Here is a 23,206-nt window from a genome sequence, read left to right on the forward strand (position 1 = left end):
CCCAGTTTAGTCAAATAATGTAGTAATATCTAGTAGATCTTTATTTTCATTCACTCTCTTAGTTTGAGCATTGCTAATAGCTTTGTTTACATTTCTCATTGAATCTACGTGGTTGATCAGTATCTCTGTTTCTGCTTTCTGTTTTGCAGATTTGCTTTCGTCTCGCAAACAGTTCTCAATGTTGTTCTTCACAATAGCAAAACAGTACTTGAGTTCACTCATTAAATTCTTAAATTCTTTGTTTCCCTTTGCCCACTCAATCTTCTCTGAACAATATGTATATGTATTTTCAATTGTTTGATATGTGATTCCCTGCTTGTAACGCTTGCTGACCCTACCAAACAACACAGAATCATTCCTTAGTTCTTGAATATATGGGTAGAAGGTATTCGGTATTGTGCTAACAGTCTTTAATTTATGGATTCTCGCAATTGTGTTTGCCAACTGATCCATTTCAAGACGTTCTTTAGCTTTAAATTCTTTGTCTTTCAAATACTTACCATGGCAATACTCTACATGATAATATCTCTTATCTTCTCCATATTTCATATCTTCCTTCTGCCCGTATTGAGTACAGATAGGACACTTAACTGGTCTAGCCAGTTTAATCACCTCCTTAGAATATAAAACTTTCGAACTCAGGCAAGCGTAACAAGTTGTTTTTGGTGTATCCCCGGTGTTTAACTACACACTTGATGACAGGATCAATATAAACCGTATCCTCTGTCTCTTTCTTTTTAAGTTGCTGGAACACTCTATATCCCGCTTTTCTCTCGTTTGTACCCACAGCTAAACTCATTACTCCTACTATTCGGTTACCATCAGAGAGTAGCCAGCCAAATTCATTTTTCTTGTATCCAGCAATGTAGTATTCGCCTACCTCATACGCAATTACCTTCAACCATTTATCAGATCGCTTATCAACTTCATATTTTGAGTTGATATCCTTCAAAACTACCCCTTCAAGTTTTTGCTGCTTAGCGAGGTTAAAGTACTCTATTCCATTTCCTCTTATATAGATCGATTTCGCATAGTAGTCATTGTCTACGAAGGCATTGGACAGTATTCCTTTGCGCTCTATAAGAGGTTTGGAAGTCACACTTTTACCTTCAAAGTTAATAATATCGAATGCACAGAACGTAGCTTTGTTCTTACTCTTCTTTGACATGAATCGTTCCATGACAAATTCAAAGTTCGGCTTACCATCTGAGTCAGTTACGATCAGTTCTCCATCAAGTGTAGTTCCTTCTTGTATAGGTATGTTTTCAACCAACTCAGGAAACTTAGCAGTAACATCGTTGTTGTGTCTTGTATAGATTTTTACCTTATCTCTGTAGTCGAGGATAAGGCGTATGCCATCGAGTTTAAGTTCTGTTAAGTGCAAATCGCTATCGAATGGCAAGTTATTTGGTGCTTTGTATAGCAACATTGGAGCAGTAAACATATTTATCACCCATTTAAGTATATCAAACGGGATTATGCAGTTTCATCGGTAATATATGTATTATTTTATATAGTACACTTACTCACTTTTCTCCATAACTTCTGAATCCTTATTTTCTTTATCTTTATTATTATAGTGTTTTAATATATCGTCTACTGTTTTAAACTCTACTTCCACTTACAATCAATCCAATCTTTGTTTATTCATTTTCTTCGCATTCATTTATTTCTACAAATCGCTTTGTGCCATCATCTGTATGACCGAAAAACATGTTTGCAGGTCTAGCCCATACAAGGTCATCCTCACCAATGTAGACAACTAGCACCTCTCTGGTTTCAGTGTGTCTTGCTAGTCTTATAAGTTTGTATAATCCACCCTTATAATGTCTAAATGATTGACCCTTTGTTTCCTCGAAACTCAACAAAATCACCTCACTAATACTCACTCATTCTCTCGATATCTCCTATTTACTAATCCAATATTCTGATGAAACTGTACTTTCACCTACTCTTCATTGTCAGCCGATATTACCCCTTCCCCATCAAATACCTGATCAATTACTTCAGATATCCATTCAGTACTAATAACAAAGTCAGGCTTAACTGAATGAATTTTGATCTGTGCAATAATATCTCTGAATAGAGTCAAATCTACTCCAGTAAGCTGCTCTTCTAAGACATTTGCATCGTCTAGATTTAGCTCACCACATTGCAGAATCATTTTTAAATATTGTCCTGCATTAATACTCCAACCACGTTGTATGTATTTTCTCGATCTAATTACAGATGCTAACGGATATTTAGAACCAACATATTTCAATTCTTTAGTAACGATTGACTCAAGTGCTTTCTGTGGCAAGACTAACTCATTTTTGTGTGGAATAAAGTAGCATGTGCAATGAACATAGTCGTAATTCTTATGTATTTCTTCGGGATTGCCGTAAAATCTATTTACTAATTGAACATTGTCTGAGAGGGTGATTGCATTAGATGATACGAAAATTGGTAGATATCCTTCTTTGTGTTTTGCTCCTGCTACTCCTGCACTTGGGACAATAACCCTGATTCTATTTTCTTTCTCTTCAACCTTAACATCGTAGTGATTATTGGTTCTCTTATTAAATTTTTTAACGTAGTAATCTGCTACCTTCTTGCATGATTCTTTATCCATGAAGTAGTAATCATAGTCGTTTGGTTCTTCATCAAGCAGCAAAGATACAATAGCTCCTCCGGTAATAAAAGACTTTTCGTTAATAATCTTAACAATTATTTCATCATCGATAGAACCAATAAAGTCTCTGTGGGCATTTTGCAGTTTCCGTTTAATTGTTTTTAAATTCATATATGTATTTAATTCCTCCTTTAAATTTATCTTACCATTATAATACAATATAATCAAGTATTATTTTATCATAATTAATTTATTTTAAACTCTATTTCTAATGCCAACGCTAACTTAATCAACACTTCGATGCTCGGAATATTATCATCCTCGGTTAAATCAACAATATATTTCTCGCTAACTTGAGCTTTCAAAGCTAAATCAGCACTGCTAATTCCATCATCTTCTTGCTTTTTCAGTATAGCTACAGTTAATTTTGCAGATAGTGAGATCATCTTTTTTCTAACTTCAGAAGCATAATTAAGTGATTCTTTGATCTCAGCCCATCTTTTATGACTTTTAATTTTCATTTCTCATCCTCATTTCTATATGAAGTCAACCTTTCATTAACTTACGGGCATCCACCAGTATCGTCACCACCAAAATAATCTGGATAAGTCACCTTAATATCAATTTCCTCGTCAATCCGATAAACTTTAAAGTTTGGCATCCCTGCATTTTTGATTTCTTGAACGCGATTAGCTACTGTTTTTTCGTCGACAACTTCACACAATTTTGTAACCCCAACATCACCAACAATAATAAATTTCATCTTTCAATAATCCCCTCCCTATCTGTCTACCATCTATAATTAACAACTATATCGTGACCCAATTGCTCTAATTCATTTTTCATATGTACTGCAAATTCTTCTGCTACTTTACCCGACATTCCATATGATCCACTTAACCACACAACATTATCATCTTTAATTGATATATCTACCGCTGTTGACCATCCCCATGGCTGCTTACTGTTTCCCAATGTAAATGACAACTCTTGAGGTAACTTATTTACTAGTTCATCAACTTCTTGCTCTGTTATCTTTCTATCTGAGATCAAATCAATGCTCCAACCCATCTTTTGCTAATCTCCTTTTTGTGTAAAAGTAAACATTTATTGAGAATTATTTATCATCTACTGCCTGTCTTTATTGACTCTTTATATGGTGATAATGTTGCACAATGTTTGCAGATATCATACTCTTTTCCACTTGGAGAGACTACGGTAACTGCTTTGATTTTATCTTCGCAAAAAACACACCACTCGTCATTATGAGCCACTAATACTCACCCCATTTCTATGTGAAAGAAAGATTTAATTTGGAATCAGTCAAATGTATTCTCTTCATCTTTAAAGTATTTACGATTCTTACCTGTTGCCTTCTCAAGATCACGAATACAAACTAGGATATGATTAGAGTAATGAGGTGTTTCGTTCATTTGGTCTAAGATGGTATATAGATTTCGCAATGCTTCTTCGGCCTCGTCCATTCTTCCTTTTTTGTATCCCGAGTTGTAATCTTTGCCTTTATTCACCCTGTAACCCCATTTCTCTATCAAAGGAAAATTTGATTAAGATTCATTGTTTTTTGGCTTAATGTTTGCAAGGTAAACGATCATTATTAGATAAAACAAAGAATATATCCATAACAATGCTGACCCATCTTTCCATGGAGAAATATTGTATATGAAATTAAAAGGCAATGCGAAAGTGACTATTAGTAGAACAACAAATACAGTCTTTATAAACAATGTTTCTCTTCCTAATCTAAGGATACCACGTAGATAAAACAGGGTAATTAGAAATATAAGAACCTGAATCCAAATCATTTTCATATCACTCTTCTCGTAAAATGTACGTCTCATTGCAAACTAATTGTCAAAGTATTCAACAACCTGTGCCAGAGTTCGTTCTCTTAAGAACTCATGAACTATTTCTTGCGAGACGCTGTTACCCTCATTATCGCTTAAGTGTAAACAATTCTGATGATGAATTTTGTCTAAGACAAAAATATGTGACCCGAGAGACACTTCTTCCTTTAAGTACAGTAGCTCCAAGGAATTCAATTTCAAATAATCATTTGGATATCCGGGATGTACAGCATTTATTAGATTCAAATTGTACTCTTCTCCGTAATGATCATATAACGATCTATCAATCAATTTGAATAAATTAGCGTAAGCCTTTCTCATCTTCTCAGGAGTCGATACATCTTTTATATGCCCTTTCATTTCTTTAAACAATTCATATCCTTCTTTTTGTTTTATTAATAGTTTTCCTTCTACTTTGCCAAAGGATATTTCATCACGAAGCTCTAACTCTAAAAAGTTAACAGCATGGCATAGATACGGAACATCCTCATTTTCAGCAGTTAACAGTACATCTTCCATAAATGCCTCGTTTAATAAATCCTGATTAACCTTCATTTTCTCCATCTCTTTAAAAATATAAGTATGTTCAACTGTATTCTCTAAAGAAGTGAGTGAATTTTCTAACCAAGTTGGTAATGTAACCTTATTAAATCTACGTATCTGAGGAAATCCCAATAAATTTAGTTTTACATGCAACAATTCATGATAATAAATTGATTCATAGCGAATTTCAGAAGACTTAAAGATAATTTGGATTTCTTTTTTACTTTTGAATCTTGTTAGAGCAAATTCCGTCTGATCCTCTTTCTTTAGAAAAGATAATTGTATACTTTTCCTTCTCATTAAGCTTAGAATCTCTTGATAAAGCTTGGATTCGACAACACCATTAGGGGGAGTAAACTCCTGCACTCTTAACACTCTCTTCTCTAAGAAAGTCATATTTTATTTAGATCTCTCTACCTCAGAATAATATTTTCACATAGTGCTTTCTGTCATGTGATATTTGTTGATTTTTTGACCATCAAATTTTGGAACTGTCTCTAAGTTGAAGCAAATTACAGTCTCATTGTTCGGATTTACATTTGGATAATTATTTACAACCCTTACCACATCACCATTTACTAGGTTTTCATACAGCATTCCTTCTTCACTAAGCATTCTAATCACCACCTACATCTATTTGAAACTCACATTTCATGATCTTTTGCTTTCTCCATAAAAACCTGCATATATACATACGGATACGAATGTAGTGGAGTAAACCCATCTGCACCCCAATTTACTCCCATCTCTCTAACTCTTCTTTCTGCTTCTTTTTCAACATCTTTTAGAAATTCATTCTTCATATTCTTCACTCCTCCTTATAAAAGATTCGTTTTATTTGGAAGCCGCTCTCTCTTCCAGTTCATTAATTCTCAATTCAAGTTTGTCGATATATCTTGCCATGCCTTGAATGAATTCACAAATCTTTTCAGCATCATTAACATGCAAGTGGGTATCTCTGTAATGATCATTTAAGTCATACCTCTTATACTGTTCAATTTCTTCAGTAATGTTATCCATGTCTTATTCTCCTTTCTATGAAACTACTCTTTCACATCAACTTATCTTTTATATCTGATAACCATACAATTATGCTAAATCATTTGCTGACTCTTAAGAAAATGTTTAAATCTATATTTCCAATCAACATAGACGCTGTCTAGTGCATCTAATTCTTCTGTTACGTCTACTCTTGTCTTTGCTTTTAATAATCTATCCTGTGGTAGACTCTCGGTTATCCCCCAATACGGCTTAGGGTCTAATCCAATTGGGACGGCAGGATTCTCTATCATCGTATCAACATTGCCATCTATAATGTAATTCTCAAACTCAACCCAACTATGTTCCCAAGTAAACTGGACATCGTTATTAGTATATGTCGCTTCTCCTACAAAAACATTTGCTCTATGTCCTAGCAATCTTAAAGCATATCTTACTAAACAGGAAAAATATAAACACATATCGCATCTACCGCCATAAGCCTGATCCACTAAAGCTGCTGAATTATCAATTATCCTCATTCGATCCTCTATCTCTAGGAATTCTCCATTGGTAATAAGCTTGTCTGATGGAAAAGGCCTTATTCTATCTTTCTTTTGTAGTTCAATTGATTTGAGGATTTGCAATCCATCCTTCTTTTGCATTTGTCAAGTCTCATCCTTTCCTAGTGAGAATTTTTCTCCGTGAAAGACTAATTTTATCAACGCACTGTTTAACTATCCAAATGATCATGACCATACTGCGTAAGGTATACCACACACATCCCTGTGGCTTTCTGATCTAACTCTATGTATCCACCTCTTTCTAATTCTCGAAATTCATTCATTCTTTCAGATCTCACGGCTCTTAATACCCCTTCATTCTCTTTGGCAAATATAAGTGCTTGCTGAAGATTGGGTTCTAACTCTGACATAATATCATCTCCTGAGTACAATTTTGTATCGTTTATATTCGACAAAGTATCAGCTTAATCCTGCTTTCTCTGTCCCTCACCATCTGTTTATATCATATTATTTTATCATAATTAAGTCAAGACAATATTTGCTATTGTCTGTTTATTTTTCTAATGTCTACTTCCATTAACTCGGACAATTTAATCTCTGTGTCAACTTTAACTTTACTCCACAATAACATCATCTCAAATTTGTATCCTCTACATAAATACTCTGCACGAAGTCGGTCGTCTAACTCCCATGTCTCAAGTATTTTCAATCCATTTTTTCTCATTTCACGCTTAATGTCTGCTATTTCTTTAGTTATTTCATCCTGCAACTTCTCCAAGTAAAGCACAAATAACTCCTTCATCCTTAGATCGGAAGCAGAAATTTTCTTGATATTTATTTGAATCAATGTAAGAAGATAGGGTAACTCAAGGAAAGACTTTATCAATGTTGTATCTTCATGGTTTGGTTGTAACACATTGCACCTCCAGTTAGAACGTTTGTTCTTATTATATATTATGTCATCATGATGTACAATAAACTGGATAAACATTCATACAATAAAGGAGCAATCGACATGGCGATTAGTGAACAAGAGGCTATCTCTTTAGTAATAAAGGAATATGGCAGTATAATTTCACCAAAAACAATTGTGGACATTGATCATGTTGAAGGAGAAGATTATATTGTTCATGTATATGATGTTGTTAGAGAAACCGAGTCTGAAGGTGGACATACAGCTACCTTAGGCTGGTACAATGTAAGCAAATTCAACGGGAAAATTACAATTACGAGATAGACAAAAAGGGCTCTATAATGAGCCCACTTCATTGTAAAACTTGTCTTTCATGAAGTTATTTCTCTGTAATTCCTTTAATAAATCCTCCGTATGAAGTAATTGTTTCTATTGATACCTCAATATCGTACGTTCTGTTCTTCATAGTGTCGAATGAATCGCTTGGATCTAGAATCCAACCGTACTTATGTCCATCTGAGTTTTTAAAAATCATTATATCGCCCTTTTGTGTGCTGATTGTTTCTATGTATGTCTGATTGAATACTATCTTTCTATCTTTCTCACAGCCTGTAAGCATTATCGCTACCACGACCAACAATATAATATACAGCCTATTCTTCATTAAGTAACTCCTTTAGCGCTTTCTCATATTTCTTTACACGATCAAAATCTGTTTTAGTTGGATTGGGAATTCTGTTCAAGTCCATATTATCTTCTATATCTGCAATTTTAACTCTATGTCCAATCTCATTTTTCTTGCAACGACGAATAAAATTCATGTATGACTCACCCTTCTCCCTACTGACTGACCGAAGAGCTTCAATAACTTCTGTACTAAAATCACATTTCTCAATATCTTGAATGCTGAAATATGTATCCTCAACAACATCATGAAGTACAGCAACTATCATTGAGGTATTGTCATCCATTTTCATCATCACCCTCAAAGGATGGAGAATGTATGGATTCCCTCCTTTATCAATTTGACTTGAATGTAGATCGGCTGCAATAGCAATTGCTTTAGACAGCTCACTACTTACTAAAACTTTATTGAGGTATGTATCAATGTTCATATTGCAACTCCTTATCAATCACAAGATATTAAATTTTCGTAGCACTGCTATCAAAATAAACGACCCCATCATTAAGTAAAATAGCCCTTATGTGAGAATCTCATCTTATTCCCAAAACTAATTAAACGTGATGGAATGTACGCAAAAACCATTGATAATGTCATCCATAGTGCAGTCTTTAAGTATGTATAGATAATGTGTTCGATTATAATCCTCCTTAAATTCCAATCTCGATCATCGTTACTACCTTTACCTTGATTACTTCATAACTCAATTTCTTCTCATGCAAATATTGTTGTAAGTACAAGTCTTTGTGAATTTGCCAATCAAAAGTATATGTAGTTGCCTCAATAATATTGATAGTCGTTTTTTCGTTAAACAGTACGCCATTTTTTCTAAAATATGTCCCATCTGAAAACTTAACAACCAGATAGTCTTCCACCTTTTTATTCATAATCAATTCCCTTTGAAATGTTCATTTCATCAATTCTTTTAGGTTTGATACAATCTCTTTATATGCATGCTCCCTTTCCACTGACCTAATCGAGTCAGTAGGATGAGGCTTAATGGGCAAACATTCCCACTCATCAAGAACCATAATGGGATTTCTAAAAGCTTGTTCCTCAAGAATCTTTTCTTCATAAGTTACTAACAATTTGCTCAATTCTTCTTCCATTGTTCTCGCTCCTTTTAAATCAAATATGTATTTTAATCAATTACCGATATCTTAATTTCTTTTCCTTTTAGTCGATCCAGAATCACTCCAATAGAAGTGCCTCCAATAATGTGGTCTGCTACAATTCCTCTTGATGGTGTAACTTTGCCTGTGTACTGAGTACACTCCGTGAAATTTTCTTCTAAAGTAACCCTTGTTTCGCCATTATATTTATCAATCTCAGTTGCAATTTTCTCTAATTCATCAGCCACTTCACGTAACTTTTTACTGTTCCATGCAGTACCTCTATTGCTGCCCAAATTTAAGCCGCTGTGTAGTAAGTATGGATGCCCATCTGGATCTTTACTGGTTGAATTACTTTTAATTGTTCCCGATACGTAATTTCCTTTGACGATAACTTCATTGCTAAACATTCGCAATTTCCTCCTCTTTTACCCATTCTAATTTGTTTGTTTCGTGTCTATCCTTCTTATGTATAAACCCCAGTTTCCCCAGAACATAATCATAAAAAGGCTTGTAGTTATAGTTGTCTGTTCTAATATCTTTAGTTAAGTATGAAATCATATCTGATGGATGTTTATAGTAATGAACCCTTAAATAATATCTTTCCCCATAGATATCTCCACCCAACACTCTGACGCACAATTCAGCGTATTTATTTTCTGTTTGGGGAATCCAAACATAGTGATGTGAATGGAAACTTCCGTCTGGATCATTTCTCATTTTCTCAAATTGATAAAGACAGCCATCTTTAATTTCATATGTATATCGATCATTATCTGGAGTATAGTTAAAGCTTTTCGGTAATTCATATTCAGCACCATTAATGTTTACTTTTTTAAGTGTACTGGTTAATCGTCGTTCTTCTTCGTCAATCTTATGCTTTAATTTGTACATCTCTTCACTAATGCCTTTTCTTGCTGTTCTACTTAATACATTTTTGCAGTCTTTTTTTGCTTGCTCATATTCGGTTTTCATTTCTAATAGCTGCATTTTTTGCCTCCCTGTTATTTCTTTTGTGTTTGATTAAATTAACTCAACAATGATTTTTCGAATGACTTTTGGTTCTAGACAATCCCCGTAGTAATACCATCCATCCGTTTTATTAATCAAATGGTTAAAAGCCTGTTTAGCAAAATCCTCCTTCATGAATTTCGAGTGGTAATAATTCGGCGTAGATACTACATGGTTATCAACGTCACTTTCTTGTATGAAGCTCGCAAATTCACCATTGACTAGTTCAATTACAAACAGTTCTTTTTTCATTGTCATAATAATCTCCCTACTTAATTGTTTTTTAATCAATCACGCATTTTACAATCAATTTCCAGTATTTAAATCATCAGGAGTAATTAAATCCACTACGATTTCATTTCCCTCTGCATCAGACAAGACAACATAATCACCTATCCCACTTACGTAGGGCTCTTCTTCATAGTCATAGTCGATTTCTTCTTCACTTCTTGCATGAATACTAATCCCAAATTTTTTTGATAAGCCGACCAATTCATTGTGAAAGTCCCAAAGCATGTCCTCTGCTCTTTTCTTTGTCATATTGTATCCTCCACAATCAGTACTTCAATCCAATCCATAAATCTTTGCTTTTCTTCTTGTTTCCATTTCTTATACTCAGTAATAGACGACAGATGATTCGTAAACCATTCTACAGAGTCCATATCTTCAAGGAATACCAATTGATAAACATCGAAATCAGGAGCTTCATACCACTCTTTCACTTCATATTTACTATTAAATTTTAACTGTAGATCATTCATCCCTCCGCATTCACTCTCACCCGAGTATGCGAATAAAGCATATTTATATTTCATCCTGCAACCTCCCATTTTCTAATCAAATAGACCTTTCATATGCATTTAATTCTTATATCTTATCTGAGCGGTTACCCACAAAACAGTCTCTCACACTTTTATGTATTTTGTTTTCTAGATTCGTACCAAACTGCTCATCCCACTGATTTAGGTAGATACACTTCCAACCAAAAAAATACTTTCTTTTCTCCCAAATCTTTATCTTTTGTATGATTTTATAGTATGTCGTACCAGATACCCTACTTGTATAACTCTTGCTTCATTGATTTTCATCATATATCGATTACCATCTTCGTCCCAATACTTTTTATACATCTGTTCTCTTCTCCTTTAACACCGACATGTCATATCCCGACTCAATAAACTTGATTGTCTTATTCCTGTTGCAGTCATTACCTAGGTATGTATAAATTTGATTCATATCTTCTATTGTAAAAACAGTCCCCAAGTATTCATTTACAATTGTTCTAAATCGCTTCTGCCAATACAGACTGACTCCCTTGCAACTTGGCCTTGTTAGCCACGCCAACACTTTTCTTTTAATGTCAAAATCAGTCTCCACATCACTAAGTAGAAAATAGATATTATTCTTGGGTTCAATGATCAACTCAAACTTAGAATTAATGAAACAATTAGGCGAGTGGCGTTCTGCAATTCTCATAAACTTTTGAATTTCAATTAGATTCATGTATTCTCATGGCTCCCATCTGTACAGTTCATATTCATTATCGACCAATTCATAATAATCAGAACTATGATCACCTGATAACTTCTCGTTAAGAATATCGACTATCAAATATCCATAATACTCACTTACATTCTCGCAAACTAATTTATCGTTCACTGACTCTCTATCAAAATTATCTTTACAAATGATCTTCATTTTAATTCCTCCAAAACTTCTTCAATATTTTCGATGCTGCCCCATACCTCATCATAGTAATAGTTGGCATCCCCATTTATACTATCAACCGATATTTTGCAACAATCCTTCCCTTCTTCATCGCAGCAGTTATTCCACCGCACATTTACTTCTATGCTGTCTGTGTGTTTCTGAAAATATGTATTCATATATGTGGGAAGTCTACTTATTTGAACAATCACAATCTCTCCTCCTATCTATAACTAACAAAAGTTCCTTTTGGGGTAACCTCAATCTGACTAATAAAGTCTCGCTTTTCTAAGTATTCAATATCAAGCTTACTCCAGTATCCAATCAATCCATCTATAACGGGTGATACATACGCCACAATTCCCAATTTATTCAGCACTCGTTCACATTTCTCGTAATCCTCAGATAGTCTAATTATGTACTCCATATTATTTAAGGCTCCCATCTATATAACTCATAATCATTGTCTACCAGTTTGTAAAAATCAGAGCTATTATACCCTGAAAGTTTATCGTTAAGTGAATCTACAATAATTCTGCCATAATATTCACTTACGTTGCTGCAAACCAATTTATCATCCACCGATTCCCTGTCAAAGTTATCTTTACAGATGATCTTCATTTACTCCTCCCCACTCTCTCCAATGTTTATTATCTGCTGGATCAAGATTATATTCCGTTACCAGCTCTATGAGAATATTTATTACAACTGACAATTTACCATCAAGATTCTCTTTGTCGGGTTGATATTTATACATGAAATTGTAGACATTTTCTTTCGGGTCATATTTAGGTTCATAATTTTCAGAACTATAAATTATCTTCTCAAGATGATCAAGAGCTTTGTTTATGTCAGATTTTACTTCTTCGTTAATTTCGATCATTCCAATTCCTCCAGTGCTTCTTCTAGACTTGTGATTTCTCCCCATCCAGTTCTGTATATGTAATTAATCTGATTGTCCTCACTATCTATATATAGCTCATGACAATCTTCACCTTCATCGCTACAAAAATTGCCCCAATAAAAATCTACTTTTTTCTCGTTAGTTTGGTTTTTAATCACCGACTGAATCTCACTTGATAATTGTTCAATATCAATAATCAAAACTCATCCTCCTTTCTATGAAACGTGCCTTTTACTTCGAATGATGCTCATTCAAAATCTTCACTATTTTATTTGCTTCTTCTTCATCACAAAAAGTTGCTACTAACAAATCCTGTGTGTCGTGATCATAAAAGGTTCCGTCTTTCTCGTAGAGTTCAATTTCACCTTTTCGACTTGTTTCAATAAAATACATTTCACTCATAAGGTATCCTCCTTTCTATGAAAATGCTTTCTAAGTTATCTTTGCAAATGAGGAACGGTTACCAGACACCCAATATGTCCTCCAAACTAATTTCACGTATTCCATTTCCGACGACTATGTAAAACCCGGGCTTGTCTGAATTTTCCTCAACAACAACTCCATGTGACTTTGCTAACTCAATAATTTCCTCATTAGTGAGCTCAATTTCATCTTTCAATTTGTTATCCTCCATCTTTATAAAACAGATCTTTTATGTAGTATTTATCTATTCAATCATCTCTCAAACGCTTTACGGCTTCTTTCAAAACACCGCTCCACTCATCTAATACTTGATAGCCCCAAAACTCTGGTGGATAATGACCAACAAACTGTTCATCTTCTTTGAGTATCTCCATTAAAAATGATTTGTTGACCAGCAATGAAACTACATCGCTTTTTAGATGAGTGTTTTCCACTAAATATTCAATTACTAACTCGTCATATGTTCTTTGGGGACTATTACTCAATCAGCAACTCTCCTTTATTCCGTTCTCCAATTCTTTGATTTCAGGATATAAAGCTATAATCACATCTAATACATCAATCTTCTTTTTATTATCATTTCTAATTAAGTACAACTCAGGATTTTTTGGTCTCAATGCTGCACTATTGCTTAACTCTTCTGCCATCTCTAGTAATCTTTCTAACCTACTCCTGTGTTGCACTTTATGTATCACGTCCTTTTGAAAAAGAAAATGGTGATATAACAACTCGTTAAAGTAATTATATCACCACGTATATGTAGTGTCTAGTATTATTTTATCATAATTAAGAAATTCGTAGATGTTTTTTGTCTGTTACAAGAACTGCCCCTTCAACCACTAGACCATTTTTCACGTCTTTAAGCAAGGCTTTACTATCAATCTTAGGATCTTGAGCTGTTTTATATTTATCAGGAATCTTCTTAGTATCGATAATATTGATTGAAGGTGGGTTTGTTTGCAACCTAACCTTAAACGTTCCAGCGTTCAATTTCTCCAGATTATTGCCTTCAAGATATTCACACAAAAGATTCTTCAATCGTTCTTGTTTATTTTCCATGTATCTACGTTTCTTGCTAAAGCGTTGCTCCTCAACCTTATAGGCTGCGATATCCCCCTCAAGATTTCGCATGAACTTTACAATGTTCTCACATTTATTCTCAATTCCGTCCTCAAGTGCTTCCAAAGTATCCTTGTACATTTCGAAATCATCTTCACCAACTTCATCATTATCTAAAGATGCTTCAAGATATTCGGATAAGAACTTGTAATCTTCAGACAATTTATATAGTGATGGCATTAATCTCATCTCCAAGCATATGTTATAGTAAAACAATTTGAGGTGATTTTATGAATGCTACTAAAGAACTTCTATCTGGACTTCCCTTTTTCAAAAGATGTGTCATTAAAGTTCTTACAAAATGTTTTTTTGTGAAAATAGTCATCAATTATCAACACCGTGGTTCAGATAACCCAAAAGCCGCAAAAATCAAAAACTTCAAAAAATACATAGAAAATTTAAAGAATAATGGTACTTCCAAATATGACGCCATAGAAATAATACAGAGCAGGCTTGAAAGAGATAGAATTGAGTTTAGTGATATACCTAGGCTAGTTTTTGATATTTATGATGGGACTTCTTAAAATCTATGTTTCATGGACATTTCAACATACGATTCCTCTTCAAATAACCTTTGTAAGTTTCCTTTATAACGACTAATGTAAGTATAGTGAAAACCCATATATGATCATAGATGCAACCATTACACACATACATCTTATGAAGTTTACTAAAAATCCTATTCAACTCATCTTCATCGTAGTAAAAGGGAAGCTTGTAGCTTTTTGCCCATTGTGGATATTCAATATCAAAAAGGTCAAGTAATTTAAAAATTGTATCTTTATCGGGATAGTATTTCACAATTAGTTTAAACCACTGTGGAATTTCATTATTGTGCATTCCATCAAAACTAATCGAGATGGATTCAAGGTTTAAATATTTAATTAATTCAGAAATATTTTCTTTGTTTATTTTAGATCTAAGAGTCTCAAACAATTCAATCTGTTCAAGTTTCTTACTTGATTGTCTCAAATCAACGATTTTTTGCTGGTATAACTTGTTCATTTCTCTTAGCGATTCCAATTCATCCAAATGCCCTTTCACTCGTTTTTCAACCTCTAAATTAACCAGTGCCATAAATCTACTCTCAAACCCCTGCTCATTTTCATCGTCATAATCTGCGTACAAATTCACATCTCTCCTCTTCTCAGTAAAATTATCCCCAAAGATCCTCATTCGATAATTGAATGATTCTGTCTCTTCGACAGTATTCATCTTTAACAACAAAACGATAAATCAATATATTTTTATACTCGTATACAAAATAGTACACATTCTTCATCTCTTTGGTGAGATGATTACATTCTTCATCAACTAATCTCAGCATCATTTTGTACCAGTCTCTTTCTTCATGATTGGCCCAAATCCAACCATATCCCATACCTTCAATATCTACCCATGTAACAAGGTTTTCGTCGTTTTTATCATCATGATAAGTCGTGTTGATTTCTATGTAATCATAAAAAGATGTCATCATTTTAAGTTCAAGAATTACTTTATAATCTAGTTGTCCATGCTTCAGTATTTTTCTGCCTTCTTGCTGTAAATAGTCATATACATGCTTCATACACACCCTCCTTTAATGTTTAAGTGAAATTTACATTTCATCTCGTCTTGCAACTATCCAAAACACCATCAATCCTAGAATAGCAAATGAATAACCGAGCGGATAAAATACAATTGTTGTTACTCTCTCCCCAAAGCTGAGGTCTCTCAAATTAAACCTGAATAACACAATATCCTTACACCACTCAAACATTTCTTTTGGCTGAAATATCATTGTCGTTGTCCACTCACAAATCTATGTATCTCAATCAATTCCTTAAAATTACGTCCCAACATCATCTCGTCAACTTCATCAATAATCTGATACATTGCAAATTGATGATCACTACGCATAGCCGATGGACAATCTAACGTATCGGGAATAGCTGCTATATAAAGCTCTTCACTTTCAGGACAACACTGATCAAAGGCATTCCACAGACAATGCTTGTTGTTACAATTCATATATTCAACCCTCTCCTTTAGGCATTGCCGTATTAGATAATCCATCCAGCAATGCGTGGAATTTACCAGACTGATGCCTCCCGGCATATAATGCAGCAACCTCTTTCTTTTTCTCATCATCGTATGTGTTCCACTCTAAGGCGATAGTGTTCAAAGCTTCTTCTGTAATTCGATCGTAGATGCTACGTAATGCATTTCCAACTACCTCTGTACTTTCTCTAGTGTTTTTAATTATCAATTCCATGTGCTCCAAGTTATTTTCCATTTAAATCTCTCCTTTTCTCTTTGAAAGTCCTCTTTGATCAATAATCGAAAATTAGTTTCTCATTTTTTCAACAATTCTTTCTCCAATTGTATTTACTATTTCCTCAAAAGTAATCAACTTCAGACTTGCCTCCTGATTGAAACGGTTATAATCAGTCTCTTTAAATCGCTGAATCGCATCAATTTTAGTATTTAAAAAATTCGCATAATTATTGAATGTATCTTGGAGCTGTTCATGTTCAGCTAGTATCTTTTCCTCTACCTCGGCGTTATCGAATGCAACTCTAAATTCATTAAAGCACTGCAAAATTTCATAAAGATTTTGTAGATTTTTACTTAAGGAAAATCTTTCATCCCAATAAAATTCTTTTCCGTTTTTAATGAAAATATCTCCACTTCGATACAACAAATCTGCATAATTTTTAATGTCCATATATATTCCTTTCTTTAAATGAATTTTCTATTCGATAATTAGTTCTGCTTCATCGCCGCTTATAACATCTATAATCATTCCTACATCTTCGATTGAATATCCAGCTTCAAATTTGAGTCTAACTCCATTTGTGATCACATGCTTGTAAGAAATTCCTCCTTGCAAGTCAACAAAATACAAAATTGATTTGTCATTTTCAATTTGATCATTATCTTCAGTAAGCATTAGGAATCGTTCTACTGTGCCATCTTGCACTACAACAATATCGCCAGTAAACGCTTGTCTGTCAGTTGGTTTACGTTTAACTTTCATTTAAAATGTTACCTCCTTATAAAATTCTATTTCATCTAATCAATCATGATCCAGTTATTCCAATCATTTGATTCAAGATCGAAAAAAGAATGGCCTTCAATATCATACATCTCATAATGACCTGAAAACTCAGATGATTCTTTGATGGCAATTGCTTCGAAGCCATCTTGAGTGTTCTTATATTTACATCCACCAATAAACATGTTAAACGCTCCTTTTATAAGTAATCCAGATTTACTGTTGAACAATCCAATAAACGTCAAAACAATTATCCCAGCAGATATTTTTTGTTACGTAGTCAGTATCTTTGAACTCTCGGAAGAATCCGTATTTAATATCTTCCTTTTCGATATCCGCCAGATCCTTCTCAGCATCTATCTTCATATGTAATTCCTCTACACTGTTGGCGTAAAATCCACCTTCAATCCCATCGGTTTTCCCAAAGAGAACTGTATACTTATAAAGCTTAGCTACTGTGTTTTCGAAAATACGTTTCAGGTCATGGGAATACTTAAAACGTTCCATATTTAATCTGATACTCTTGATAAGGTTGCCGTCATCGTGCCGTCTTGTTGCTGCATGCCAATCACAAAACATTTCTACGATATCAAACAGGTTCATATCTGCAATTCCTCTAGGGTAGTGCTCAGGATGATGTGAGTTATTTGCATAATGATGTTTAAGAGCTACACCCATTTTTTCTAGATAGAGTTTATATTCATCAGACCCGTAAGTACTTCCCTTGAGCTTTGGAGTGTACTCAGTAAACACCTCAAGTTCGGGAGATTCCAATTTTGATTTGTCATGAATCAGAGCTCTTTCAGTTAACTCTTTTGTGAACTCCATCATAAACTCTCGAACTTGGGCTATGTGCTCTTTGGTATCGCGTATACAATGCTCTTTTGTGTATTCGTTCATTTGGCTATTCCTTTCTATGTATATTCCTATTGTATGAACTCAGCATTATGGACGAATTCCGCAATCGTAATATCTTCCAAAATCCAATCTTGCTCTTCAATGTCAAACCAGACCAATGCAACAACATTCTCAGAAACATCAATCTCATTAATTTCATATGTATCAATCCATTCTGGCAAATCTAATTCAGAATTTTTAATTCTTACTTTTCTACCCATGTAACTCTTGAACAGCTTTCTGTTCCTTTGATACATTTTTCTTGCATCTATTAACGATTGTTTAAGATGCTCATTCTCGTTCATATACATGTCCCCTTTCTATGTAAAATTGCGATTTCATTTCCTTTGTTCAAATTGACAACCGCATTCGTGACAGTTGTAACTTGATACCTTGATATCTTTTAGTCTTAAGAAGCCAGTTCCCTCGTAATGATATGTGCCAAAATACACTTTTGAATTACATTCAGGACAATACACTCTATTAAGTTCTGTATCTCTTTTTGCCTCTGTACTACTTCTTGTGATCCTAATAGACATCTAAACTTAACCCTCCTCCTAATTAAATCACCAACATTAGAAACTATTATGCTTCTGACAAAGCCTGAAAGCAATGAAAGTCGTCATCACACGAAAAATGTGCTTCAGTTTGAATACCTTTTACTTTACATATGCCTTCACCCTGAAACTTTCCATTCGTGTAATCATCTTGGTAGTGGATACAGAAATCACAAACCGCTCCAACCATCTCACATTCGCTATCACAGAATACAGTCATATTTATATCTCCTTTTTTCTAATTACAATGTGCTCTCATTTACTTAATCGTTTAATCATATGATCCAAGGTATCTCTTAAAACAATTGCATCATCAAGCGAGAAATCCACTCCAGCTCTGCCAACTCTGCTTTTTACAATTATATAGAATTCGTCATCTTCACCATACTCAAACGACTTTTCAGGACTGTCATGATTCCAAAACAATTGAAATTCAAACCCATCTTTATTTTCAATCTTCAGTTGTAATCCTTCTTGATCTAGATACTCGACGCTTGCCATTACACTTCCCTCCAATACACTGAACAATATCCCTCAACGTATATCTTGAAATTTATGTATAGTTCCTCAACAGAATCAGCCGAGCTTAGAATACTTGGCGATGAACAGAAGAATACTTTGTCATAATCCATGGAATGATTATTTTCGGTCATAAACTCCGTAAAATATCCCAGCAATTCTCGTAAATATTCACACTCTTCATTTTTATTCTCAAATCCAATTGCTGTTTCTACGCCTAGTGAATACAGTTTATTTTTTCTATCGTATGTAATATCAATGTCATTCATGGAGTAAAAATGTGCCTTATTGCCGGTAAAGTCGATTCCCGATTTAATCCCCCAAATATGCTTTAAATGACCCAAGTTGTATTCGTCATCTGCATAGTCATCATATTTATTACTGTAGTACCAACTTTCCATCTTATGACGCAAGCCTAAGTATATACTTTCAAACTTAAACTTGATCTGATCAATTAGATTCATATATTCCCTCTTTCTTTTGTGAAATCACGATATCACTTAATCTTCAAAAACGTGTGAGACTTCTGCTGTATAATAATTTTCAATGGATACATAAACAGAGGCTAAGGGAACTAAATAATCCGAATAAATTGGTTTCTCCGAAGTAATACAAGGCTGAACTAAAATATTTGTAACTTCACATTCTCCGTCTTCATATTGTTTCTTTACTTCTTCTTCAAATTCTTTTTTGCTATTAAAACTACTGCTGTGTCCATAAACATAATCGCTGTCTTCTGACCAAATCAACTCTTTTGCCATTTTAATTATCTCCATTTCTAAATGATATTCTTATTTGATTAAGACTCTATTTGAGTTTGCTTAACCGACTCTGTGCATCTCTTATTGATGCTTCGAGAGCTTCAATCTCTTGTTTCTTTTTCATTTCTTCTACATATGTATTTTTATTATCTTGATCTTCATTGAACTTTTTCTCGTATTCCCAATAATCTCGCTCTAACCCTTCCCATACTCCTCCACCCAAAGAAATTGACTTTTCAATATAAAACCGAGGAGCTACCCAATCGCAACCACTACCACAGCATCCATGCTTCTCATCATACTCCTTATATGAAGGTTGGCAATCACAATACCCCCAATATCGCTCGTCATAGCAAAATTCGATATAGTAGCAATAATTACAATAGGCGTCATACATCATTTCGCTCTCTCGTTCTTCTTCTGGTTTTTCAATTAATACTCTTATTTTTCCGTTCGCATAATACTCATCGAAATCATATCCGTTAATACTGTAGCGATGCTCGGTGATGTCCTTCATAAACTCTTTACAGTTTTCCAATTGTTGATCCACAACAGAGACCATGAATGGAACGTCTAACGGTTTCCTATTCGTGTTTCTGGAATTTTCCTCATTCAACTCATCAATTAGTCTTCTAATAAACTCGTCTTTCACTGTCATTTAATCACTCCAAGTATTATTTTATTGTATAAATCAACAATATGATCCAATCTTCCGTCTAACGGTAAAGCCTTGTGTGTTTAAATACTCGTTCAAATCGCGCGCGCTAATGTTTCCATTATATTTACTCTCTATATCACCAATTAAAATATCTACTGCTTTATCTGGCTTCTTAAATGGTTCTATCGGTTCTGAAATCAATATGTATTTTGTAACTCCACCATCTAATTCTTCGCTATGTATTTTATACCCACGTACATATAGTTCTTGAATACGTGCATTGTATCGTAAAGCAATTTTGTTTAATTCTATATTCGTAACGCCCAGTTCTCCCGCATGTCTTAATGTAGACACAATCTTGTCCCTCTGCGTCTCTGTTCGTTCTATTGTCTCTTTATTCATTTATTCTCCTTTCTTAGATCTGGCTTCCTTAAGACGTTCAGCAGCGGCTTGCTTCTGCTCCTCAGTCCATACTCGACCAGTACTCTTAGCCCGGAATGACACCTGTCCATAATCACCTTTGAAGTAATGTCCTCCATTTTCATCGACCCGCAACAATTCCAATCCCGCTTTCTTAATCTTTGTAATTACTTTGGGAGAACAACTATAGACTTCCCACTCATTCGTTTCATCGTTACAGACACAAACAGTTTCTCGCTCAATTGCGGTAAAACTCATTCAACTTCAACTCCCTGTTCTTTCAAATAGTCTTCAGTTTCAATAATGTAGTCCATCAACTCTTCATATCTATTGCCTGTCATACTAGCACCCTCTTTGATACCTCTACTGCAAATCGTGCAGAGTTCAGAATCTAACTCATTAGCAGCTACAACAAGATTTTTTAATATGTATATCAATTTATTATCGACTAATAAGCCTCTTTCGAAGTCCAGCGGCGCGCGCTGTAGGAGAAAACAAATTTTCTAGGGCTTTGGTGTAGTTATTAGATTCTTCCTTAGTAAAGTCTCTAATTCAATTCAACTCCCCTAGCATTAAACTCTTCGGCTAAAACATACATTTTTCCATCCACTGGATCATAGCCAGCTATAATCTTTATTTCTTCAGACCCTTCTACACGTATAAGCAAAGTTTTACCGTCTAGATCATCCCATTCGAAAACAGGTATATCTTTAAACCTATTCACTCTGTTCCTCCTTCGAAATTATATTATTTTTAGCCTTATAATATTCTTCCCCAGAAACCTCTCTTGCCGTTGCTCTTCTGCATCTCAAACATCTACTTAAAGATTCTGACTCATAAATTTCACCATCACACTTAGCACATTTATCATTCAATATCTAACTCACCCTTTTTTGATCAAAGTTTCATTTCGTCAACTCTCTGACATGCTCCATCATTGAATCGAGTCTTACTTCAGCAATTTTTCTATCTTTCTTCTTAATGAATGGTAAAGCTGTAGGAACAAATGCGCCAGTCTTAACTCCATATTTATCTTCTAGTGACACTCCCCACAAAGCCGAAGCGATATCCATTAAATTTCCGTATCCAATGTTTTCTCCAAGATTCTTCACTGCTTCTATTTCCATTTTACGATTCATTACTTCTTTCCTTGTGCCAATCTATATTCATCACATTTACTTTTCCATTCATATCTTCATTCTGAAAATAAACAAAACGATGTTCATTACCCCAAGGCATTTTTGAAAACTGTTGTTCAATCTTCTCTTTGTTAGTGATATGAACCATTTTTAGCCTAATATCTTCTACTACTTCTTCGAAAATTGAGCAATTACGAAGGATGCTTCCATTTTTCAATCCAATATCTACATTAAACATTATGTATCTCCTTTCCATTCAAAAGTACAACAACTTGGTTAAACTTATTACACAAATCAAATCTTCTCATATGAAAAGTTGGACTCTTCCCTGATCCTCTGGGCATTCGATACTGCGGTGGAACTAAACCATATTTAGAAGTCTTCCTTAGCATATCTATATCAGATTCCGAAAGCTTTACTGAATATTTGCTCTCCAGTAGTTTGATTTTTTTATTAAAAACTTCCATGGCATCTAATTCATTATTTCTTTGCATGGTTTACTCCTTTCTCGATGAATTGCTGATTTCATTGTATTAAATAGCAAATCTTCTTCGTATGTACGTCAGAATAACTATAGATATCACATTGCAGAATATTGTCTCTGTATTCTAAATTCTCGATTGTAGCACCTTGAGGAATTGTTGTTCCAAACATACTTCCCATACAAGCATTTCGTGTAACTGATACATTCTCTATAAATTCATTTTTGAAATCTTCCCAACTAGACACCTCGATTACTCTAGATTGAAAATCGTAAATTTGGCCATCTACCATAGATAAGTTTGTTTCTATTACTTTCACCACTGTATAAGTTGCTCCTTTC

Annotated in this window: 54 protein-coding genes; 2 read left to right on the forward strand and 52 right to left on the reverse strand. The window is 34.2% G+C overall.

The genetic code is table 11. The features are described 5' to 3' along the window. Positions 1–6 precede the first annotated feature (6 nt). The 15 genes from ACR32F_RS20060 to ACR32F_RS20130 form a co-directional block, all read right to left on the reverse strand. The gene (locus ACR32F_RS20060; protein WP_440110057.1) at positions 7–549 is read right to left on the reverse strand and encodes a hypothetical protein; all 543 of its coding nucleotides are present in this window, start codon (positions 547–549) and stop codon (positions 7–9) included. Between the two features lie 67 nt (positions 550–616). Then, positions 617–1,444 carry an ATP-dependent DNA ligase gene (locus ACR32F_RS20065; RefSeq protein WP_440110059.1) on the reverse strand — a complete coding sequence of 276 codons (828 nt, stop codon included), beginning with the start codon at positions 1,442–1,444 and terminating at the stop codon, positions 617–619. A 199-nt stretch (positions 1,445–1,643) separates the two neighbouring features. Further along, positions 1,644–1,889: a DUF1653 domain-containing protein gene (locus tag ACR32F_RS20070; protein ID WP_440110061.1), complete on the reverse strand. Its 246-nt coding sequence runs from the start codon at positions 1,887–1,889 to the stop codon at positions 1,644–1,646. Between the two features lie 59 nt (positions 1,890–1,948). Then, positions 1,949–2,785 carry a hypothetical protein gene (locus ACR32F_RS20075; protein ID WP_440110063.1) on the reverse strand — a complete coding sequence of 279 codons (837 nt, stop codon included), beginning with the start codon at positions 2,783–2,785 and terminating at the stop codon, positions 1,949–1,951. Positions 2,786–2,859: 74 nt separating this feature from the next. Continuing rightward, positions 2,860–3,135: a helix-turn-helix domain-containing protein gene (locus ACR32F_RS20080; RefSeq protein ID WP_440110065.1), complete on the reverse strand. Its 276-nt coding sequence runs from the start codon at positions 3,133–3,135 to the stop codon at positions 2,860–2,862. A gap of 41 nt (positions 3,136–3,176) precedes the next feature. Next, positions 3,177–3,377 carry a hypothetical protein gene (locus tag ACR32F_RS20085; RefSeq protein WP_440110067.1) on the reverse strand — a complete coding sequence of 67 codons (201 nt, stop codon included), beginning with the start codon at positions 3,375–3,377 and terminating at the stop codon, positions 3,177–3,179. 26 nt (positions 3,378–3,403) lie between these two features. Beyond that, positions 3,404–3,685, reverse strand: a complete 282-nt coding sequence (locus ACR32F_RS20090) for a hypothetical protein (protein ID WP_339193849.1) — start codon at positions 3,683–3,685, stop codon at positions 3,404–3,406. Between the two features lie 248 nt (positions 3,686–3,933). Then, the gene (locus ACR32F_RS20095; RefSeq protein WP_440110069.1) at positions 3,934–4,143 is read right to left on the reverse strand and encodes a hypothetical protein; all 210 of its coding nucleotides are present in this window, start codon (positions 4,141–4,143) and stop codon (positions 3,934–3,936) included. Between the two features lie 336 nt (positions 4,144–4,479). Beyond that, the gene (locus ACR32F_RS20100) at positions 4,480–5,388 is read right to left on the reverse strand and encodes a hypothetical protein (RefSeq protein ID WP_440110071.1); all 909 of its coding nucleotides are present in this window, start codon (positions 5,386–5,388) and stop codon (positions 4,480–4,482) included. A gap of 66 nt (positions 5,389–5,454) precedes the next feature. After that, positions 5,455–5,637, reverse strand: coding sequence for a hypothetical protein (locus ACR32F_RS20105; RefSeq protein ID WP_440110073.1), 183 nt, complete (start codon positions 5,635–5,637; stop codon positions 5,455–5,457). Positions 5,638–5,666: 29 nt separating this feature from the next. Next, positions 5,667–5,825: a hypothetical protein gene (locus tag ACR32F_RS20110; protein ID WP_440110075.1), complete on the reverse strand. Its 159-nt coding sequence runs from the start codon at positions 5,823–5,825 to the stop codon at positions 5,667–5,669. A 31-nt stretch (positions 5,826–5,856) separates the two neighbouring features. Beyond that, positions 5,857–6,042 carry a hypothetical protein gene (locus tag ACR32F_RS20115; RefSeq protein WP_440110077.1) on the reverse strand — a complete coding sequence of 62 codons (186 nt, stop codon included), beginning with the start codon at positions 6,040–6,042 and terminating at the stop codon, positions 5,857–5,859. Positions 6,043–6,116: 74 nt separating this feature from the next. Then, positions 6,117–6,665, reverse strand: a complete 549-nt coding sequence (locus tag ACR32F_RS20120; protein WP_440110079.1) for a hypothetical protein — start codon at positions 6,663–6,665, stop codon at positions 6,117–6,119. A gap of 68 nt (positions 6,666–6,733) precedes the next feature. Then, complete coding sequence (locus ACR32F_RS20125; RefSeq protein ID WP_440110081.1) at positions 6,734–6,934, reverse strand: hypothetical protein; 201 nt, start codon at positions 6,932–6,934, stop codon at positions 6,734–6,736. A 131-nt stretch (positions 6,935–7,065) separates the two neighbouring features. Continuing rightward, positions 7,066–7,440 (reverse strand): hypothetical protein, encoded by a 375-nt coding sequence (locus ACR32F_RS20130; RefSeq protein ID WP_440110083.1) that lies wholly within the window; start codon positions 7,438–7,440, stop codon positions 7,066–7,068. Positions 7,441–7,539: 99 nt separating this feature from the next. Here ACR32F_RS20130 and ACR32F_RS20135 point away from each other — a divergent pair, with 99 nt between their 5' ends. Continuing rightward, complete coding sequence (locus ACR32F_RS20135; RefSeq protein WP_440110085.1) at positions 7,540–7,761, forward strand: hypothetical protein; 222 nt, start codon at positions 7,540–7,542, stop codon at positions 7,759–7,761. A 55-nt stretch (positions 7,762–7,816) separates the two neighbouring features. On the opposite strand, the gene ACR32F_RS20140 is transcribed toward ACR32F_RS20135, so the two are convergent. The 17 genes from ACR32F_RS20140 to ACR32F_RS20220 all read right to left on the reverse strand — a co-directional run bounded on the left by ACR32F_RS20140 (position 7,817) and on the right by ACR32F_RS20220 (position 14,575). Then, positions 7,817–8,101, reverse strand: coding sequence for a hypothetical protein (locus ACR32F_RS20140; protein ID WP_440110087.1), 285 nt, complete (start codon positions 8,099–8,101; stop codon positions 7,817–7,819). Next, positions 8,091–8,552, reverse strand: coding sequence for a GTP pyrophosphokinase (locus ACR32F_RS20145; RefSeq protein ID WP_440110089.1), 462 nt, complete (start codon positions 8,550–8,552; stop codon positions 8,091–8,093). Before ACR32F_RS20145 ends, ACR32F_RS20140 begins: the two co-directional genes overlap by 11 nt. 217 nt (positions 8,553–8,769) lie before the next feature. Beyond that, positions 8,770–9,006, reverse strand: coding sequence for a hypothetical protein (locus tag ACR32F_RS20150; RefSeq protein ID WP_440110091.1), 237 nt, complete (start codon positions 9,004–9,006; stop codon positions 8,770–8,772). A gap of 21 nt (positions 9,007–9,027) precedes the next feature. Further along, positions 9,028–9,228: a hypothetical protein gene (locus tag ACR32F_RS20155; RefSeq protein WP_440110093.1), complete on the reverse strand. Its 201-nt coding sequence runs from the start codon at positions 9,226–9,228 to the stop codon at positions 9,028–9,030. Between the two features lie 32 nt (positions 9,229–9,260). Further along, positions 9,261–9,641 (reverse strand): hypothetical protein, encoded by a 381-nt coding sequence (locus ACR32F_RS20160; RefSeq protein ID WP_440110095.1) that lies wholly within the window; start codon positions 9,639–9,641, stop codon positions 9,261–9,263. Further along, positions 9,634–10,221, reverse strand: a complete 588-nt coding sequence (locus ACR32F_RS20165; RefSeq protein ID WP_440110097.1) for a hypothetical protein — start codon at positions 10,219–10,221, stop codon at positions 9,634–9,636. Before ACR32F_RS20165 ends, ACR32F_RS20160 begins: the two co-directional genes overlap by 8 nt. A gap of 33 nt (positions 10,222–10,254) precedes the next feature. Next, positions 10,255–10,494, reverse strand: a complete 240-nt coding sequence (locus tag ACR32F_RS20170; protein WP_440110099.1) for a hypothetical protein — start codon at positions 10,492–10,494, stop codon at positions 10,255–10,257. Positions 10,495–10,548: 54 nt separating this feature from the next. Further along, positions 10,549–10,782 carry a hypothetical protein gene (locus tag ACR32F_RS20175; RefSeq protein WP_440110100.1) on the reverse strand — a complete coding sequence of 78 codons (234 nt, stop codon included), beginning with the start codon at positions 10,780–10,782 and terminating at the stop codon, positions 10,549–10,551. Further along, the gene (locus ACR32F_RS20180; RefSeq protein ID WP_440110102.1) at positions 10,779–11,057 is read right to left on the reverse strand and encodes a hypothetical protein; all 279 of its coding nucleotides are present in this window, start codon (positions 11,055–11,057) and stop codon (positions 10,779–10,781) included. Before ACR32F_RS20180 ends, ACR32F_RS20175 begins: the two co-directional genes overlap by 4 nt. An 879-nt stretch (positions 11,058–11,936) precedes the next feature. Further along, positions 11,937–12,161, reverse strand: a complete 225-nt coding sequence (locus tag ACR32F_RS20185) for a hypothetical protein (protein ID WP_440110104.1) — start codon at positions 12,159–12,161, stop codon at positions 11,937–11,939. A 392-nt stretch (positions 12,162–12,553) separates the two neighbouring features. After that, on the reverse strand, positions 12,554–12,832 hold the full coding sequence (locus ACR32F_RS20190) for a hypothetical protein (RefSeq protein WP_440110106.1): 279 nt from the start codon (positions 12,830–12,832) through the stop codon (positions 12,554–12,556). Then, positions 12,829–13,053 carry a hypothetical protein gene (locus tag ACR32F_RS20195; protein WP_440110108.1) on the reverse strand — a complete coding sequence of 75 codons (225 nt, stop codon included), beginning with the start codon at positions 13,051–13,053 and terminating at the stop codon, positions 12,829–12,831. The genes ACR32F_RS20190 and ACR32F_RS20195 overlap by 4 nt, the downstream gene beginning before the upstream one ends. A gap of 31 nt (positions 13,054–13,084) precedes the next feature. Continuing rightward, complete coding sequence (locus ACR32F_RS20200; protein WP_440110110.1) at positions 13,085–13,255, reverse strand: hypothetical protein; 171 nt, start codon at positions 13,253–13,255, stop codon at positions 13,085–13,087. A gap of 58 nt (positions 13,256–13,313) precedes the next feature. Then, a complete protein-coding gene (locus tag ACR32F_RS20205) occupies positions 13,314–13,472 on the reverse strand; it encodes a hypothetical protein (protein ID WP_440110111.1) in 159 nt (52 codons plus the stop codon). A 52-nt stretch (positions 13,473–13,524) separates the two neighbouring features. Further along, positions 13,525–13,761 (reverse strand): hypothetical protein, encoded by a 237-nt coding sequence (locus ACR32F_RS20210; protein WP_440110113.1) that lies wholly within the window; start codon positions 13,759–13,761, stop codon positions 13,525–13,527. Then, positions 13,762–13,923 carry a hypothetical protein gene (locus tag ACR32F_RS20215; protein ID WP_440110115.1) on the reverse strand — a complete coding sequence of 54 codons (162 nt, stop codon included), beginning with the start codon at positions 13,921–13,923 and terminating at the stop codon, positions 13,762–13,764. It abuts the gene before it with no gap. 139 nt (positions 13,924–14,062) lie between these two features. Continuing rightward, a complete protein-coding gene (locus tag ACR32F_RS20220; protein WP_440110117.1) occupies positions 14,063–14,575 on the reverse strand; it encodes a siphovirus Gp157 family protein in 513 nt (170 codons plus the stop codon). Positions 14,576–14,625: 50 nt separating this feature from the next. Between ACR32F_RS20220 and ACR32F_RS20225 the strand changes: the two genes are divergently transcribed. Then, positions 14,626–14,919 (forward strand): hypothetical protein, encoded by a 294-nt coding sequence (locus ACR32F_RS20225; protein WP_440110118.1) that lies wholly within the window; start codon positions 14,626–14,628, stop codon positions 14,917–14,919. A 10-nt stretch (positions 14,920–14,929) separates the two neighbouring features. On the opposite strand, the gene ACR32F_RS20230 is transcribed toward ACR32F_RS20225, so the two are convergent. The 20 genes from ACR32F_RS20230 to ACR32F_RS20325 all read right to left on the reverse strand — a co-directional run bounded on the left by ACR32F_RS20230 (position 14,930) and on the right by ACR32F_RS20325 (position 23,187). Continuing rightward, positions 14,930–15,523 carry a hypothetical protein gene (locus ACR32F_RS20230; RefSeq protein ID WP_440110120.1) on the reverse strand — a complete coding sequence of 198 codons (594 nt, stop codon included), beginning with the start codon at positions 15,521–15,523 and terminating at the stop codon, positions 14,930–14,932. Positions 15,524–15,551: 28 nt separating this feature from the next. Next, positions 15,552–15,962 (reverse strand): hypothetical protein, encoded by a 411-nt coding sequence (locus tag ACR32F_RS20235; protein ID WP_440110122.1) that lies wholly within the window; start codon positions 15,960–15,962, stop codon positions 15,552–15,554. Between the two features lie 209 nt (positions 15,963–16,171). After that, the gene (locus tag ACR32F_RS20240; RefSeq protein ID WP_440110124.1) at positions 16,172–16,405 is read right to left on the reverse strand and encodes a hypothetical protein; all 234 of its coding nucleotides are present in this window, start codon (positions 16,403–16,405) and stop codon (positions 16,172–16,174) included. A 4-nt stretch (positions 16,406–16,409) separates the two neighbouring features. Next, on the reverse strand, positions 16,410–16,670 hold the full coding sequence (locus ACR32F_RS20245) for a hypothetical protein (protein WP_440110126.1): 261 nt from the start codon (positions 16,668–16,670) through the stop codon (positions 16,410–16,412). A 51-nt stretch (positions 16,671–16,721) separates the two neighbouring features. Then, entirely contained in the window at positions 16,722–17,102 is a 381-nt protein-coding gene (locus ACR32F_RS20250) for a hypothetical protein (RefSeq protein WP_440110128.1), read from the reverse strand. 27 nt (positions 17,103–17,129) lie between these two features. After that, positions 17,130–17,414 carry a hypothetical protein gene (locus ACR32F_RS20255; RefSeq protein WP_440110130.1) on the reverse strand — a complete coding sequence of 95 codons (285 nt, stop codon included), beginning with the start codon at positions 17,412–17,414 and terminating at the stop codon, positions 17,130–17,132. Between the two features lie 35 nt (positions 17,415–17,449). Continuing rightward, the gene (locus ACR32F_RS20260) at positions 17,450–17,617 is read right to left on the reverse strand and encodes a hypothetical protein (protein WP_440110132.1); all 168 of its coding nucleotides are present in this window, start codon (positions 17,615–17,617) and stop codon (positions 17,450–17,452) included. Positions 17,618–17,648: 31 nt separating this feature from the next. Continuing rightward, complete coding sequence (locus ACR32F_RS20265; protein WP_440110134.1) at positions 17,649–18,332, reverse strand: DUF5662 family protein; 684 nt, start codon at positions 18,330–18,332, stop codon at positions 17,649–17,651. A 26-nt stretch (positions 18,333–18,358) separates the two neighbouring features. Beyond that, positions 18,359–18,634: a hypothetical protein gene (locus tag ACR32F_RS20270; RefSeq protein ID WP_440110136.1), complete on the reverse strand. Its 276-nt coding sequence runs from the start codon at positions 18,632–18,634 to the stop codon at positions 18,359–18,361. A gap of 507 nt (positions 18,635–19,141) precedes the next feature. Next, on the reverse strand, positions 19,142–19,387 hold the full coding sequence (locus ACR32F_RS20275; RefSeq protein WP_440110138.1) for a hypothetical protein: 246 nt from the start codon (positions 19,385–19,387) through the stop codon (positions 19,142–19,144). Then, positions 19,387–19,869: a hypothetical protein gene (locus tag ACR32F_RS20280; RefSeq protein ID WP_440110140.1), complete on the reverse strand. Its 483-nt coding sequence runs from the start codon at positions 19,867–19,869 to the stop codon at positions 19,387–19,389. Before ACR32F_RS20280 ends, ACR32F_RS20275 begins: the two co-directional genes overlap by 1 nt. A gap of 36 nt (positions 19,870–19,905) precedes the next feature. Beyond that, the gene (locus ACR32F_RS20285) at positions 19,906–20,166 is read right to left on the reverse strand and encodes a hypothetical protein (protein WP_440110142.1); all 261 of its coding nucleotides are present in this window, start codon (positions 20,164–20,166) and stop codon (positions 19,906–19,908) included. A 46-nt stretch (positions 20,167–20,212) separates the two neighbouring features. After that, positions 20,213–20,824, reverse strand: coding sequence for a hypothetical protein (locus ACR32F_RS20290; protein WP_440110144.1), 612 nt, complete (start codon positions 20,822–20,824; stop codon positions 20,213–20,215). A 33-nt stretch (positions 20,825–20,857) separates the two neighbouring features. Then, positions 20,858–21,226 carry a hypothetical protein gene (locus ACR32F_RS20295; RefSeq protein ID WP_440110145.1) on the reverse strand — a complete coding sequence of 123 codons (369 nt, stop codon included), beginning with the start codon at positions 21,224–21,226 and terminating at the stop codon, positions 20,858–20,860. Next, the gene (locus ACR32F_RS20300) at positions 21,227–21,502 is read right to left on the reverse strand and encodes a hypothetical protein (protein WP_440110147.1); all 276 of its coding nucleotides are present in this window, start codon (positions 21,500–21,502) and stop codon (positions 21,227–21,229) included. Positions 21,503–21,791: 289 nt separating this feature from the next. Further along, complete coding sequence (locus ACR32F_RS20305) at positions 21,792–21,968, reverse strand: hypothetical protein (protein WP_440110149.1); 177 nt, start codon at positions 21,966–21,968, stop codon at positions 21,792–21,794. A 181-nt stretch (positions 21,969–22,149) separates the two neighbouring features. Continuing rightward, positions 22,150–22,383 (reverse strand): hypothetical protein, encoded by a 234-nt coding sequence (locus tag ACR32F_RS20310; protein WP_440110151.1) that lies wholly within the window; start codon positions 22,381–22,383, stop codon positions 22,150–22,152. Then, positions 22,373–22,621: a hypothetical protein gene (locus ACR32F_RS20315; RefSeq protein WP_440110153.1), complete on the reverse strand. Its 249-nt coding sequence runs from the start codon at positions 22,619–22,621 to the stop codon at positions 22,373–22,375. The genes ACR32F_RS20310 and ACR32F_RS20315 overlap by 11 nt, the downstream gene beginning before the upstream one ends. Beyond that, complete coding sequence (locus ACR32F_RS20320) at positions 22,614–22,877, reverse strand: hypothetical protein (protein WP_440110155.1); 264 nt, start codon at positions 22,875–22,877, stop codon at positions 22,614–22,616. The genes ACR32F_RS20315 and ACR32F_RS20320 overlap by 8 nt, the downstream gene beginning before the upstream one ends. 31 nt (positions 22,878–22,908) lie before the next feature. Then, positions 22,909–23,187: a hypothetical protein gene (locus tag ACR32F_RS20325; RefSeq protein WP_440110157.1), complete on the reverse strand. Its 279-nt coding sequence runs from the start codon at positions 23,185–23,187 to the stop codon at positions 22,909–22,911. Between the last annotated feature and the right edge of the window lie 19 nt (positions 23,188–23,206).

It is taken from the genome of Paenibacillus hebaui, assembly GCF_051934385.1.
Lineage (GTDB): Bacteria > Bacillota > Bacilli > Paenibacillales > Paenibacillaceae > Paenibacillus.

Coding starts and splice junctions, on each gene's coding strand:
- ACR32F_RS20310 (WP_440110151.1), bottom strand. CDS start 22,383: ATGAATCGTAAAATGGAAATAGAAGCAGTGAAGAATCTTGGAGAAAAC.
- ACR32F_RS20125 (WP_440110081.1), bottom strand. CDS start 6,934: ATGTCAGAGTTAGAACCCAATCTTCAGCAAGCACTTATATTTGCCAAA.
- ACR32F_RS20170 (WP_440110099.1), bottom strand. CDS start 10,494: ATGAAAAAAGAACTGTTTGTAATTGAACTAGTCAATGGTGAATTTGCG.
- ACR32F_RS20260 (WP_440110132.1), bottom strand. CDS start 17,617: ATGTTTATTGGTGGATGTAAATATAAGAACACTCAAGATGGCTTCGAA.
- ACR32F_RS20250 (WP_440110128.1), bottom strand. CDS start 17,102: ATGGACATTAAAAATTATGCAGATTTGTTGTATCGAAGTGGAGATATT.
- ACR32F_RS20235 (WP_440110122.1), bottom strand. CDS start 15,962: ATGAAGCATGTATATGACTATTTACAGCAAGAAGGCAGAAAAATACTG.
- ACR32F_RS20065 (WP_440110059.1), bottom strand. CDS start 1,444: ATGTTTACTGCTCCAATGTTGCTATACAAAGCACCAAATAACTTGCCA.
- ACR32F_RS20275 (WP_440110138.1), bottom strand. CDS start 19,387: ATGGCAAGCGTCGAGTATCTAGATCAAGAAGGATTACAACTGAAGATT.
- ACR32F_RS20190 (WP_440110106.1), bottom strand. CDS start 12,832: ATGATCGAAATTAACGAAGAAGTAAAATCTGACATAAACAAAGCTCTT.
- ACR32F_RS20085 (WP_440110067.1), bottom strand. CDS start 3,377: ATGAAATTTATTATTGTTGGTGATGTTGGGGTTACAAAATTGTGTGAA.
- ACR32F_RS20175 (WP_440110100.1), bottom strand. CDS start 10,782: ATGACAAAGAAAAGAGCAGAGGACATGCTTTGGGACTTTCACAATGAA.
- ACR32F_RS20090 (WP_339193849.1), bottom strand. CDS start 3,685: ATGGGTTGGAGCATTGATTTGATCTCAGATAGAAAGATAACAGAGCAA.
- ACR32F_RS20295 (WP_440110145.1), bottom strand. CDS start 21,226: ATGAATAAAGAGACAATAGAACGAACAGAGACGCAGAGGGACAAGATT.
- ACR32F_RS20115 (WP_440110077.1), bottom strand. CDS start 6,042: ATGGATAACATTACTGAAGAAATTGAACAGTATAAGAGGTATGACTTA.
- ACR32F_RS20060 (WP_440110057.1), bottom strand. CDS start 549: ATGAAATATGGAGAAGATAAGAGATATTATCATGTAGAGTATTGCCAT.
- ACR32F_RS20285 (WP_440110142.1), bottom strand. CDS start 20,166: ATGGCAAAAGAGTTGATTTGGTCAGAAGACAGCGATTATGTTTATGGA.
- ACR32F_RS20075 (WP_440110063.1), bottom strand. CDS start 2,785: ATGAATTTAAAAACAATTAAACGGAAACTGCAAAATGCCCACAGAGAC.
- ACR32F_RS20165 (WP_440110097.1), bottom strand. CDS start 10,221: ATGCAGCTATTAGAAATGAAAACCGAATATGAGCAAGCAAAAAAAGAC.
- ACR32F_RS20315 (WP_440110153.1), bottom strand. CDS start 22,621: ATGTTTAATGTAGATATTGGATTGAAAAATGGAAGCATCCTTCGTAAT.
- ACR32F_RS20220 (WP_440110117.1), bottom strand. CDS start 14,575: ATGCCATCACTATATAAATTGTCTGAAGATTACAAGTTCTTATCCGAA.
- ACR32F_RS20080 (WP_440110065.1), bottom strand. CDS start 3,135: ATGAAAATTAAAAGTCATAAAAGATGGGCTGAGATCAAAGAATCACTT.
- ACR32F_RS20140 (WP_440110087.1), bottom strand. CDS start 8,101: ATGAAGAATAGGCTGTATATTATATTGTTGGTCGTGGTAGCGATAATG.
- ACR32F_RS20280 (WP_440110140.1), bottom strand. CDS start 19,869: ATGAATCTAATTGATCAGATCAAGTTTAAGTTTGAAAGTATATACTTA.
- ACR32F_RS20270 (WP_440110136.1), bottom strand. CDS start 18,634: ATGAACGAGAATGAGCATCTTAAACAATCGTTAATAGATGCAAGAAAA.
- ACR32F_RS20320 (WP_440110155.1), bottom strand. CDS start 22,877: ATGCAAAGAAATAATGAATTAGATGCCATGGAAGTTTTTAATAAAAAA.
- ACR32F_RS20105 (WP_440110073.1), bottom strand. CDS start 5,637: ATGCTTAGTGAAGAAGGAATGCTGTATGAAAACCTAGTAAATGGTGAT.
- ACR32F_RS20160 (WP_440110095.1), bottom strand. CDS start 9,641: ATGTTTAGCAATGAAGTTATCGTCAAAGGAAATTACGTATCGGGAACA.
- ACR32F_RS20225 (WP_440110118.1), top strand. CDS start 14,626: ATGAATGCTACTAAAGAACTTCTATCTGGACTTCCCTTTTTCAAAAGA.
- ACR32F_RS20180 (WP_440110102.1), bottom strand. CDS start 11,057: ATGAAATATAAATATGCTTTATTCGCATACTCGGGTGAGAGTGAATGC.
- ACR32F_RS20240 (WP_440110124.1), bottom strand. CDS start 16,405: ATGAATTGTAACAACAAGCATTGTCTGTGGAATGCCTTTGATCAGTGT.
- ACR32F_RS20110 (WP_440110075.1), bottom strand. CDS start 5,825: ATGAAGAATGAATTTCTAAAAGATGTTGAAAAAGAAGCAGAAAGAAGA.
- ACR32F_RS20120 (WP_440110079.1), bottom strand. CDS start 6,665: ATGCAAAAGAAGGATGGATTGCAAATCCTCAAATCAATTGAACTACAA.
- ACR32F_RS20290 (WP_440110144.1), bottom strand. CDS start 20,824: ATGACAGTGAAAGACGAGTTTATTAGAAGACTAATTGATGAGTTGAAT.
- ACR32F_RS20150 (WP_440110091.1), bottom strand. CDS start 9,006: ATGAATAAAAAGGTGGAAGACTATCTGGTTGTTAAGTTTTCAGATGGG.
- ACR32F_RS20155 (WP_440110093.1), bottom strand. CDS start 9,228: ATGGAAGAAGAATTGAGCAAATTGTTAGTAACTTATGAAGAAAAGATT.
- ACR32F_RS20265 (WP_440110134.1), bottom strand. CDS start 18,332: ATGAACGAATACACAAAAGAGCATTGTATACGCGATACCAAAGAGCAC.
- ACR32F_RS20300 (WP_440110147.1), bottom strand. CDS start 21,502: ATGAGTTTTACCGCAATTGAGCGAGAAACTGTTTGTGTCTGTAACGAT.
- ACR32F_RS20145 (WP_440110089.1), bottom strand. CDS start 8,552: ATGAACATTGATACATACCTCAATAAAGTTTTAGTAAGTAGTGAGCTG.
- ACR32F_RS20255 (WP_440110130.1), bottom strand. CDS start 17,414: ATGAAAGTTAAACGTAAACCAACTGACAGACAAGCGTTTACTGGCGAT.
- ACR32F_RS20135 (WP_440110085.1), top strand. CDS start 7,540: ATGGCGATTAGTGAACAAGAGGCTATCTCTTTAGTAATAAAGGAATAT.
- ACR32F_RS20200 (WP_440110110.1), bottom strand. CDS start 13,255: ATGAGTGAAATGTATTTTATTGAAACAAGTCGAAAAGGTGAAATTGAA.
- ACR32F_RS20215 (WP_440110115.1), bottom strand. CDS start 13,923: ATGGCAGAAGAGTTAAGCAATAGTGCAGCATTGAGACCAAAAAATCCT.
- ACR32F_RS20245 (WP_440110126.1), bottom strand. CDS start 16,670: ATGGAAAATAACTTGGAGCACATGGAATTGATAATTAAAAACACTAGA.